Here is an 11,050-nt window from a genome sequence, read left to right on the forward strand (position 1 = left end):
CGAGCAGCAGGATCCCGCCGCCGAGGAGGGCGAGGAGGGCGCCGGCCAGGGCGGACGCGATGTCGCGGCCGGTGACGGGGAGCAGGTCGCGCGGCGCGTCGGCGGCGGGGGCGGATCCGGCGGGCGAGGTACCGGCGCCGGTGCCCGTCCCGCCTCCGTTCCCCGTGCCCGCCCCGCCGCCGGGGGCCGGGTCGGGGTCCGTGCCGGTGCCGCCGTCGCCGACCAGGGCGAAGCTGACGCGGACCATGCCGGCGGTGGACTCCATCCGGTTGTCGGCGCGCTCGGGGAACTGCACGCGCACGGCGATGCCCACGGTCTGGCCCGGCTCGAGCGGGGTGCGCGTGACGACGCCGTCGAGGGTGGCGGCGGGGCCGGATCCGAGGGGCTCGACGGGCCCGCGGCAGCGCATGGGCGCCGTGAGGGTCTCGAAGCCGTCCGCGCAGAGCCGGACGGACAGCTGGATCCCGCCCTCGGCGTCGCCGGTGAGCGCCATCGAGCGCATGGCGTCGAGTCGGACGGCGAGCGGCGAGCCGGCGGCGGAGACGTTGGTGACGTCGGCGGCCCAGTCGACGGTGTCGCCGGGGGCCAGGTCGTCGAGCGGGATGTCGGGGCCGGTGAGCTCGCGGACCTCGAGCGCGGGGGAGTCGATCGCGGCGGGCGCGGCAGCGCGGGCGGCGACGGAGCCCGCGGCGGCGCTGGCCGGAGCCGCGGCACCGGAGGCGACCAGCGTCAGGCACAGCGCGGCGGCGGCGACGCTGCCGGTGCCGTGGTGTGCGCGCATGGTCGGATCCTCCGGGGATGCATGAGGGGTGGTGCCGATGAGGGGCGGTGCGGTGGAGCAGGGCGACGCGCGGGCGCGACGCCGGTCGATCGGGCCCCGGCGCGTGCCGGGGCCCGACCGGAGGCGATCAGCGCTGGAGGCCGTCGCGCTGGATCGCGGCTGCCGTGAACGTCAGCGATGCGGCCGCGTTCTCGTAGTCGTTGTCCGCGGTGTCGGGCAGCTGCAGGACCATCAGGGTGTTGAGCGTCACGTCGGCGGTGTCGCTCGGGAAGGTGCCGTCGGCCGTCGGCGCGACGCCGAAGTTCGCCGGCAGCAGGGTGACGGAGTTGCCCGCGCCCGTGATCGACGCGAGGGTGCCCGCGCCGGTCTGCTGCACGGTGCCGGAGCACGTGTACGCGCCCACCGGTGCGGTGGCCGACGTCCACTCGCCGCCGACGCAGGTCTGCAGCGAGTAGGTGAGCCCGGCGGCACCGCTGACGAGGGACTCGCCGCCGCCGGCGAGGGCCGGGTCGTCCGTGCCGGGCGTCTCCGCCGTCACGGCGTAGGACAGCTGGACGGACTCGACGAGATCGCCGTCGTTGGTGGCGTCGGGCAGCTCGAGCAGGATCGGGCGCTGGACCGTGTCCCCGGGCGCGATGTCCGAGACCGTGTAGTCGCCGGTGGCGACGATGTCGAGCTGGCCCGCGTCGGCCTGGAGGGTCGCCGTGTCCGAGTCGGTGAAGATGGCGAACGCGCCGCCGGTGATGAGGGTGCCCACGGCGACGACCGCGCCGGTGGCGACGATCTTCTTCCAGGGGCGGCGACGCTGGGGTGCTGTGGTGGTGCTCATGGTGTTTCCTCTCGATGGGTCTCGCGGTGCGCGGTGCGCGCGGATGGTGGTGGTGCTGCTGTTCCTGCTGGTGCGGTGATGGACGTGTCGGTGGAGGTGCGTGGCCGCATCCGGTGGCGGATGCGGCACGGGAGGCGGCGGGGCGGGCATCAGCAGCCCGCCGCGGAGAAGGCCGCCGGCTGGGCGACGGCGATGGAGGGCGCGCTCGCGACGCCGAGCCAGCGCTGCAGGTCGGGCCGGACGCGCCACTGGTAGGAGCGGGACTCGCCGAGCCGGTCGTCCGAGAACGACGTCGCGGTGCCGGCGAGGCGGGCGACGGTGGTCCAGGCGCCGGGCGTCGTGCCGTCGAGGCGCCGCTCGACGACCCAGTCCGTCGCTCCCGGTGCCGCCGCCCACGCCAGCCCGGTGACGGGCCGTCCGGCGACGCAGCTGGCGGTCGCCGTCGTGATGGACGACGTGCCCGCCCAGGTCCCCGTGCTCACGCCGAGGCTCGTGTCGGCCCGGTCCGTGAACCCGCGGGAGGTGAGGGGCGCGGGATCCACGTGCACCGTGAGCGTGGACGTGGCCGTGATGCCCGTGGCGGGCGCCGCCGGGCGGTCGGTGATCGAGTACGTCACGACCACGGATCCCGTCCACCCGTCCGTGGGGGGCACGTAGGTGCAGAGCGCGGCCGCGCAGGTGAGGGTGCCGCGGAGGGCGGCCGGCTGCGGGGCGCTCGTGATCGCGAGCGCGTCCCCGGCGGGATCCGTGTCGTTGGCGCGCGGGTCGATGGTCACCGTCGCGCCACCCGTGGTGGCGACGAGGCGGTCCGGCCGGGCGACCGGCGTGCGGTTGACGGGCGTGACCGTGACGGTGACCCGGACGTTCCAGGTGTCGACGCTGCTCGAGAGCGCGTAGTCGAAGACGTCCACCCCGGTGAACCCGAGGATCGGGCTGTACGTGCAGCGCCCGCGCTCCGTGCCCGAGTCGACGCACGTGACGCTGCCGGAGGCGGGGGCCGTGGGCACCGGCCCGGACGCGCCGCCGATGAGCTTCGGGGTCGCGGACAGCTGCGCGCGGCTGAAGGCGGCGCCCGTGGCGGCCCGGCCGTCGTTGGCGAGCACGTCGATCACCACGGCGGTGCCCTGGGCGGTGGTCGCGGCGTCGGCGACGGGATCCGGCACCGCGGTGACGGTCGCGGAGGCCGTCCGGGTGACGGTCGCCCCCGCTGAGGTCGTCGCGGTCGCGGTCGCGGTGTTGACGATGGATCCCGCCTGCACGTCGGCCGCGGTGGCCGAGTACCGGGCGGTGGCCGTCACCACATGACCGGGCGCGAGCGTGCCCGCGGTCTGCGGCCAGGTGTAGGTGAGCGCGGAGACGCCGGGGCGCGGATCGGCGACGCCGACGCCCGTGAGCGTGGTCGTGCCCGTGTTCCGCACGAGGAAGCCGTACGTCACGATGTCGCCCGCCGCGATGACGTTCGACGGGGAGGCGGTCTTCGTGAAGTCGAGGGTGGCGGTGCGCGCGAGGGCCAGGGTGCGGCTGGCGCTGCCCTGCACGACCGTGCCGCCCGAGAGCGTGCCGCTCGCGGTCGCCGTGTTCGCGATCTGGCCCGCGTCCACGTCGGACTGCTTCACGGAGTAGGTCGCGGTGGCCGTGACGGATGCGCCCACGGCGAGCGTGCCCGCCGTGCCCGGCCACGTGTAGGCCATGGCGGACAGCCCGGCGAGCGGATCCGCGATCGTCACGCCGGTCATCGCCGCGCCGCCCGTGTTGGTGGCCCGGAGCGTGTAGGTCACCGTGGCGCCCGGGACCGAGCCGCCCACGAGCGACGCGTCCTTCGTCAGCGTGATCGCGCCGGCGGCCCGCACGGGCGTCGTGACCGTGGACAGGGCGGCAGGCGCCTCCTGCCCGGCGAGGGTCCGGCCGGTGACGGTGGCCGTGTTGGAGATCGGCGTGCCCGCGGCGACATCGGCGGCCGTCACCGTGTACGCGGTGGAGGTGAAGGTCTGCGACGCGCCCGGCGCGAGCGTCGCCGTGGCCGGGGCGACGCCCGTCACGCGCGGATCCGTCACCGCGACGCCCTGCAGCGTCACGTTGCCGCTGTTCCGCGCGATGAACGAGTACGCGATGCGCTCCCCGGCGTCGGCCACGCCGTTGACGTTCGTGTCGGTGAGCGTGCCCACCTTCGTGAGGGCGAGGAGCGGCGAGGGCCGCGTGATCGGCACGGAGACCGAGTCCGCGTTGCTCGAGAGCCTCGAGCTCAGCACGGGCTGCCCGGACGCCACCGCCGTGTTGACGAGCGATCCCTGCATCGCCTCCTGGGCGGTGACGCGGTGGGCGCCGGTGCAGGTGATCGTCCCGGCCAGCAGGAACGCGTTCGCGCTGCACTGCACCGAGGGCACGAGGGGATCCGCGACCTGCACGTCGTTGATGACGCTGAGGAGCTGAGGCGCGGTGATCGAGAACCGGTAGCGCACGTCCTGGCCCTCCGCGTAGGAGGCCTGCGCGAACGCCGGGTCGAGGGTCTTCGTCAGCTGGAGGACGCCGCTCGTCGGCGCCACGGACGCGATGCGCACGTTCTGGATGAGGTGCGTGTCGGTCAGCGTGCCGGTGGTCGCCGTGAACCCGAGCTTCACGGAGGCCGGGGGCGACGTGGTCATCGTGTACTGGTGCACGACCGCGAGCTGCGCGTCGGGCAGGCCGGCGCTGGCCCCGTAGGAGACGGTCACCACCGGCAGGGCGGCGTTCGAGACCTGGACGCGGATGGTGCGCCCGGCCGTGCCCGGCGGCGCCGCGTTGGACGAGCTCGGCAGGGCGGCGTGCAGCTGGCGGCTGGTGCCCAGGCCGCTCCCGGAGAGGTAGCAGTAGCCCGTGCCGCCCTGACCCGCGCCGCGCAGGGCGACGGCGTTGGGGCGCGAGCCCGGCGCGACCTGCGCGCAGCCGGTCCCGCGGCCGTCCGCCGCGACCGAGAAGCTGCCGCCCGAGTCGAGGCCCACGCCGAGGTACGCGCCGTCGATGCCCGCGCGTGCCGTCGTCTGCGCGTAGCCGAGCGACCCGGCCCCGCCGCCGATCTGGGCGACGGGGCGGGATCCGTCGGCGAGGAAGAACGCGATGCCCTCGTTGCCGTTGGTGCCCTGGCCGTACTGGAACTGGTCGAACCGCACATCCAGGCCGCCGCTGACGGGCAGCGGGGTGTCGTAGACGATGCCGCCGCTGCTGTTCACGGTGTTGTCGGTGAGCTGGAGGGATCCCGGCGTGGCCGCGCTCGCGGGAGCGCCGGTGCGGCTGGCGCACACGCCGACGCCCGACTGGCCGGCGTGCGGCGCGACGGTGGCGCGGGTGAGGCAGGCGGCGCCGAGCGTCCGCCAGGCGGGATCCGCGACGCTCGTGCCGGTGAACGACTCCGTCACGTTGAGCGGAGCCGCGACGGCTGGCGCGGCAGGCGACGCGACCAGGGTGACGGCGGCGAGGGCGGCGATGACGAGGGCCGCGAGCCGCCGGGTCCCGCGGGAGCGGGGTGCAGGAGGTCGCGATGACGCCCTGTGCGCACGCGCTCGTGCCATCTCCACCACCCCATCGCGCTCCCGCTCCAAGCGGGAGCGCAGAGGCCCCCCGGCCTCGCGTCGGCAACGCTAAATCAGCTGATGGACCAGTGAAAAGGGGCCCAGTAGCGATCTAGGTGAACCAGTAGCCCCCGTCCCGCGCCCCCGGCCCCCCAGCCGGGGCACACCGTCGCCGCACGGATGGGTCACGGGCCCGCGATTCTGTGAGTTGAGCCGAGATCGCTCAACTTCCGACGCCGTGACTTGACGCTCGCGGAGGCTCCGCTAGAGTTGAGTCATCGCGGCTCAAGTAGCACGCCGCTGACGAAGCGGCACCGCGAGCGAGACTCCACGGGACACCCGCGTCACCACACGAAGCGACCCCGTGATCCGGGCGCCGCGGCAATAGTAAGGAGAACACCCCATGGCTCGTGCAGTAGGAATCGACCTGGGTACCACCAACTCGGTGGTCTCGGTCCTGGAGGGCGGAGAGCCCACCGTCATCGCCAACGCCGAGGGCGCGCGCACCACGCCGTCCGTCGTCGCGTTCACCAAGGACGGCGAGGTGCTGGTCGGCGAGACCGCCAAGCGCCAGAACGTCACCAACGTCGACCGCACCATCTCGTCGGTCAAGCGCCACATGGGCACCGACTGGACCGTCGGCATCGACGACAAGAAGTACACGTCGCAGGAGCTGTCCGCCCGCATCCTCGGCAAGCTCAAGCGCGACGCCGAGCAGTACCTCGGCGACTCGGTGACCGACGCGGTCATCACCGTCCCCGCGTACTTCAACGACGCCGAGCGCCAGGCCACGAAGGAGGCCGGCGAGATCGCGGGCCTCAACGTGCTGCGCATCATCAACGAGCCCACCGCGGCCGCCCTCGCCTACGGCCTCGACCGGGGCAAGGAGGACGAGCTCATCCTCGTCTTCGACCTCGGCGGCGGCACGTTCGACGTCTCCCTCCTCGAGGTGGGCAAGGACGACGACTTCAGCACCATCCAGGTCCGCTCCACCGCGGGCGACAACCGCCTCGGCGGCGACGACTGGGACCAGCGCATCGTCGACCACCTCGTCAAGCGCTTCAAGGAGTCGACGGGCGTCGACGTCTCGAACGACAAGATCGCCAAGCAGCGCCTCAAGGAGGCCGCGGAGCAGGCGAAGAAGGAGCTCAGCTCCTCCACCAGCACCTCGATCCAGCTCCCGTACCTCTCCCTCACGGAGAACGGCCCGGCCAACCTCGACGAGACGCTCACCCGCGCCAAGTTCGAGGAGCTCACGAACGACCTGCTCGAGCGCACCCGCAAGCCCTTCGAGGACGTCATCCGCGAGGCCGGCGTCTCGGTCGGCGACGTGGCCCACGTGGTCCTCGTCGGCGGATCCACCCGCATGCCCGCCGTCGTCGACCTCGTGAAGAAGCTCACGGGCGGCAAGGAGCCCAACAAGGGCGTCAACCCGGACGAGGTCGTCGCCGTCGGCGCCGCGCTCCAGGCCGGCGTGCTGAAGGGCGAGCGCAAGGACGTCCTGCTCATCGACGTCACCCCCCTGAGCCTCGGCATCGAGACCAAGGGCGGCATCATGACCAAGCTCATCGAGCGCAACACGGCCATCCCGACCAAGCGCAGCGAGACCTTCACTACGGCCGACGACAACCAGCCGTCCGTCGCGATCCAGGTCTTCCAGGGCGAGCGCGAGTTCACCCGCGACAACAAGAACCTCGGCACCTTCGAGCTCACCGGCATCGCGCCGGCGCCCCGCGGGATCCCGCAGGTCGAGGTCACCTTCGACATCGACGCCAACGGCATCGTGCACGTGTCCGCCAAGGACAAGGGCACCGGCAAGGAGCAGTCGATGACCATCACGGGCGGATCCTCGCTCGCGAAGGAGGACATCGAGCGCATGGTGCGCGAGGCCGAGGAGCACGCGGCCGAGGACAAGACGCGCCGCGAGCAGGCCGAGGTCCGCAACAACGCGGAGCAGCTCGCCTACTCGATCGACAAGCTCATCAAGGAGAACGACGACAAGCTGCCCGAGGACGTCAAGTCCGAGGTCCAGGGCGACGTCGACGGCCTGAAGAGCGCCCTCGCCGGCGACGACGAGACGGCCGTGAAGACCGCCTTCGACAAGCTGTCCGCGAGCCAGACCAAGCTCGGCGAGGCCATCTACGCGCAGGGCCAGCAGGAGCAGGCCGCGGGTGAGGCCCCCGAGGGCGCGTCCGAGGCGAAGAAGGACGACGAGGACATCGTCGACGCCGAGGTCGTGGACGAGGACGACGAGGACAAGAAGACCGACCGATGACCGAGGACACCGCGAACGGCGAGGGCACCACACCCGAGGACGAGGGAGCCGAGCAGTCGGCTCCCGCGTCCCCGGCCGGGCCTGACGCCACGGCGGACCAGGCGGCCGATGAGGCCTCCGTCCCGGGAGCCGACGGCGCGTTCGTCGAGGCCGAGGGCCCCGACGTCGAGACGACCGACCCCATGGACGAGGAGCTGCAGGACCTCATCGAGCAGACGCGCGCCGAGCCCGCCGAGGGCGACAGCGAGCACCTCGCGGACTTGAAGCGCGTCACCGCCGAGTACGCCAACTACCGCAAGCGCACCGAGGCCAACCGCGAGATCGAGCGCCAGCGCGCGGTCGGCGACGTGGTCAAGGGCATCCTCCCGGTGCTCGACGACCTCGACCGGGCCGAGAAGCACGGCGACCTCGCGGAGGGCGGACCGCTCACCGCGATCGTCGCCAAGCTGCGGACGAACGTGGAGCGCATCGGGCTGGTCAAGGTCGGCGCCGTCGGCGACGCCTTCGACCCGCAGGTGCACGAGGCGATCTTCCAGAAGCCGAACCCCGAGGTCCAGGTGGACACCGTCGCGGACGTCGTCGAGAGTGGCTACTACATCGGCGAGACGCTGCTGCGGGCCGCGAAGGTCGTCGTCGACAAGCCGGAGTAGCGCCATCAACCGCAGCGAAGATCCGGCTGCACCCACCCCGGTCCGGGCGTCCGCACGCGCGGGCGCCCGGACCGGGTCGTGCGGCCCCCACCACGAGACGAAGAAGAAGGGAGGCGTCTGATGGCCAGCCAGGACTGGTTCGACAAGGACTTCTACAAGGTCCTCGGAGTGTCCAAGGACGTCTCGGAGGCCGACCTCAAGAAGGCCTACCGCAAGCTCGCGCGGCAGTACCACCCGGACAGCAACCCGGATCCGTCGGCGGAGGCGCGCTTCAAGGAGATCAGCGAGGCGCACGCCGTGCTCGCCGACAAGGAGCAGCGCAAGGAGTACGACCAGATCCGCGCGATGGGATCCGGCGCCCGATTCAGCGCGCCGGGTGCCGGCGCGCCGGGCGGTGGCTTCGAGGACGTGTTCGGCGGCATGTTCGGCCAGCAGTCCGGCGGCCGCGGGCGGCGTACGGCCGGGTTCGGATCCGGCCAGCCGCAGTACAGCCAGGGCGGGTTCGAGGACATCCTCGGCGGTATGTTCGGCAACGGCGGCTTCGGCCAGTCGACCGGCGGCTACCGGGGCTACGGCGCTCCCACCAAGGGGCGCGACGTCACGGCGTCCACCACGGTCGACTTCCTCACCGCGGTGCAGGGCGACGTCGTGCGCCTGCAGGACTCCGACGGCCGCCCCCTCACGGTGCGCGTGCCGGCCGGGGTCTCCGACGGGCAGAAGATCCGCCTCGCCGGCAAGGGCGAGCCGTCGGGCGACGGGGGCGCCTCGGGCGACATCATCCTCACGGTGCACGTGCGACCGCACCCCGTGTTCGAGCGCGACGGGCTGAACCTCCGGGTCAACGTGCCCGTGACGTTCCCCGAGGCCACGCTCGGCGCGACCATCGAGGTGCCCACGCTCGGCGGCGACCCGGTGCGGCTGAAGGTCGCGCCCGGCACGTCGAGCGGCAAGGTGCTGCGCGTCAAGGGCCGCGGCGTCACGACCCCGAAGGGCACGGGCGACCTGCTCGCGCGCATCGAGGTCGCGGTGCCGTCGCGCCTCACCGACGCCCAGCGCGTCGCGCTCGACGCGTTCGCCAGCTCGGGACCCGCCGAGGACCCGCGCCGGGAGCTCATCGAGCGGGCCAGGAGCTGAGATGGATCCCCGCGACACGATGGACGAGGACGCCCCCGTCTTCGTGATCTCCGTGGCGGCCGAGCTGTCGGGCATGCACCCGCAGACGCTCCGGCAGTACGACCGCCTCGGGCTCGTGTCGCCCACCCGGACCGCCGGGCGCTCCCGCCGCTACTCGATGCGCGACATCGTGCAGCTGCGGGAGGTCGCCCGGCTCGGCGCGGAGGGCGTGAGCCTGGAGGGCATCGCGCGGATCCTCGAGCTCGAGAACCAGGTGTCCGAGCTCCGCGGACGCGTGCGCCAGCTGGAGTCCGCGCTAGCCGACGAGCTGCTGTCGCGGCCCGGTCGGCGCGTGTTCGCGGCCCGCGGCGACGGCGACGTGGTGTCGCTGCGCGCGGGCGTGCGTCCCTCGCAGCCCACCGAGGTGGTGCTGTACCGTGCGGCGCTCGCCATGCCGGACGACGACCGTTCCGAGCGCGACGCGCGGTGAGCGACGCTCCCGCCGCCGCTCCCGACGCCGCCGCTCCCGACGCCGCACGCGTATCCGCCGCCGACGACCTGCTCGACCTGGGCGCACTGCGACGCCGGCCTGACGTCGAGGCCGAGAACCTCTTCGCGGTGGACGCGGCCGACCGCCTGCTCCTCGACGAGCTGGTCGCGCTGCTCGCCGCCGCGTCCGCCGACGGCCGCCCCCTGCGGCCCGAGGACGTCGTCGTGATCGGCGACCACTACGGCGCCCTCGCCCTCGGCGCCGCGGCAGCGCTGCGTCGGGCCGGGGCGGCGGATCCCGTGCGCATCCGCGTGCACCAGGACGCCCTCGCCTCCGAGACCGCGCTCCGCCTCAACGCGGAGCTGATCGGCGAGACCGCCGAGATCGCCCACCACGGGCTCGACGCCGCGCTCGCCGCGCACGCCCGCGTCGTGATCGCGCGCCTGCCCTGCAGCCTCGACGCGCTCGACGAGTGGGCCGGGGTGGTCGCGGGCGCCGCCGCCGACGACGTGACCGTGCTCGCCGGCGGGCGCGTGAAGCACATGACGCCCGCGATGACGGACGTGCTGCGCCGCCGCTTCGGCGACGTGCACGCGACCCTCGCCCGGCAGAAGTCGCGGATCCTCGTGGCGCGCGAACCCGTGCGCCCCGCCGCCGCCGCCGACGCCGACGCCGCCTACCCCCGCAGCGAGTCGCACCCCGACCTCGGCCTCGAGGTGCGCGCGCACGGCGCCGCGTTCGCCGGCGCCCGCATCGACATCGGCACGCGCTTCCTCCTCTCCTTCCTGCCCGACCTGCCCGAGGACGCCCGCGTCGCCGTCGACCTCGGCTGCGGCACGGGCGTCATCGCGTCGGCCGTCGCGCTCGCCCGGCCGGGCATCCGCGTGATCGCGACCGACCAGTCGTGGGCCGCCGTCGACTCCGCGCGCGCGACCGTCGCCGCGAACGGGGTCGCCGAGTGGGTGACCGTGGTGCGCGACGACGCCGGTTCCACCGTGCCCGACGGATCCGCCGACCTCGTGCTCCTGAACCCGCCGTTCCACACGGGCGCGACCGTGCACGCGGGCCTCGCGCCGCGCCTGTTCGCCGCCGCCGCGCGCATGCTCCGCCCGGGCGGCCAGCTCTGGACCGTCTACAACAGCCCGCTCGGGTACCGACCGCAGCTGACGCGCATCGTCGGGCCCACGCGCGAGGCGGGTCGGAACGCGAAGTTCACGGTCGCCGTCTCGACGAAGCCGGATCACCGGGCCTAGATGTACTCGGCCATGACGTTGGTGACACTTCGGGGCGTGTGAAGAGGCCTCCTGGCTTGATGGAGCTGTTCAGTTCAACCATCGCCAGGAGGCCTCGATGTCCCACGGTAATGC

The 11,050-nt window shown here is 73.5% G+C and carries 8 protein-coding genes; 5 read left to right on the forward strand and 3 right to left on the reverse strand.

From position 1 onward, the window contains the following. From HDR73_RS11490 to HDR73_RS11500, 3 genes are all read right to left on the reverse strand, one after another. A partial coding sequence (locus tag HDR73_RS11490) for a sortase (RefSeq protein WP_287136448.1) occupies positions 1 to 781 on the reverse strand: 781 nt, incomplete at its 3' end. Positions 782 to 908: 127 nt separating this feature from the next. Beyond that, positions 909 to 1,610, reverse strand: coding sequence for a TasA family protein (locus HDR73_RS11495; RefSeq protein ID WP_012300034.1), 702 nt, complete (start codon positions 1,608 to 1,610; stop codon positions 909 to 911). A 149-nt stretch (positions 1,611 to 1,759) separates the two neighbouring features. Beyond that, entirely contained in the window at positions 1,760 to 5,155 is a 3,396-nt protein-coding gene (locus tag HDR73_RS11500; RefSeq protein ID WP_012300035.1) for a CLIPPER-2 domain-containing protein, read from the reverse strand. A 403-nt stretch (positions 5,156 to 5,558) separates the two neighbouring features. Here HDR73_RS11500 and dnaK point away from each other — a divergent pair, with 403 nt between their 5' ends. The 5 genes from dnaK (at position 5,559) to HDR73_RS11525 (ending at position 10,936) form a co-directional block, all read left to right on the forward strand. Then, the gene (gene dnaK, locus HDR73_RS11505; RefSeq protein ID WP_012300036.1) at positions 5,559 to 7,430 is read left to right on the forward strand and encodes a molecular chaperone DnaK; all 1,872 of its coding nucleotides are present in this window, start codon (positions 5,559 to 5,561) and stop codon (positions 7,428 to 7,430) included. Continuing rightward, entirely contained in the window at positions 7,427 to 8,080 is a 654-nt protein-coding gene (locus HDR73_RS11510) for a nucleotide exchange factor GrpE (protein ID WP_012300037.1), read from the forward strand. The genes dnaK and HDR73_RS11510 overlap by 4 nt, the downstream gene beginning before the upstream one ends. Before the next feature lie 120 nt (positions 8,081 to 8,200). Then, a complete protein-coding gene (locus HDR73_RS11515; protein WP_012300038.1) occupies positions 8,201 to 9,214 on the forward strand; it encodes a DnaJ C-terminal domain-containing protein in 1,014 nt (337 codons plus the stop codon). Between the two features lies 1 nt (position 9,215). Further along, entirely contained in the window at positions 9,216 to 9,683 is a 468-nt protein-coding gene (locus HDR73_RS11520; protein WP_012300039.1) for a heat shock protein transcriptional repressor HspR, read from the forward strand. Beyond that, a complete protein-coding gene (locus HDR73_RS11525; protein ID WP_012300040.1) occupies positions 9,680 to 10,936 on the forward strand; it encodes a class I SAM-dependent methyltransferase in 1,257 nt (418 codons plus the stop codon). The genes HDR73_RS11520 and HDR73_RS11525 overlap by 4 nt, the downstream gene beginning before the upstream one ends. The last annotated feature ends 114 nt before the right edge of the window (positions 10,937 to 11,050 follow it).

It is taken from the genome of Clavibacter sp., from assembly GCF_014802555.1.
Classification (GTDB): Bacteria; Actinomycetota; Actinomycetes; order Actinomycetales; family Microbacteriaceae; genus Clavibacter; species Clavibacter sepedonicus.

Bases quoted from the DNA above. Each gene is read 5' to 3' on its own strand.
- HDR73_RS11495 (WP_012300034.1), bottom strand. From the start codon at position 1,610: ATGAGCACCACCACAGCACCCCAGCGTCGCCGCCCCTGGAAGAAGATC.
- HDR73_RS11500 (WP_012300035.1), bottom strand. From the start codon at position 5,155: ATGGCACGAGCGCGTGCGCACAGGGCGTCATCGCGACCTCCTGCACCC.
- dnaK (WP_012300036.1), top strand. From the start codon at position 5,559: ATGGCTCGTGCAGTAGGAATCGACCTGGGTACCACCAACTCGGTGGTC.
- HDR73_RS11510 (WP_012300037.1), top strand. From the start codon at position 7,427: ATGACCGAGGACACCGCGAACGGCGAGGGCACCACACCCGAGGACGAG.
- HDR73_RS11515 (WP_012300038.1), top strand. From the start codon at position 8,201: ATGGCCAGCCAGGACTGGTTCGACAAGGACTTCTACAAGGTCCTCGGA.
- HDR73_RS11520 (WP_012300039.1), top strand. From the start codon at position 9,216: ATGGATCCCCGCGACACGATGGACGAGGACGCCCCCGTCTTCGTGATC.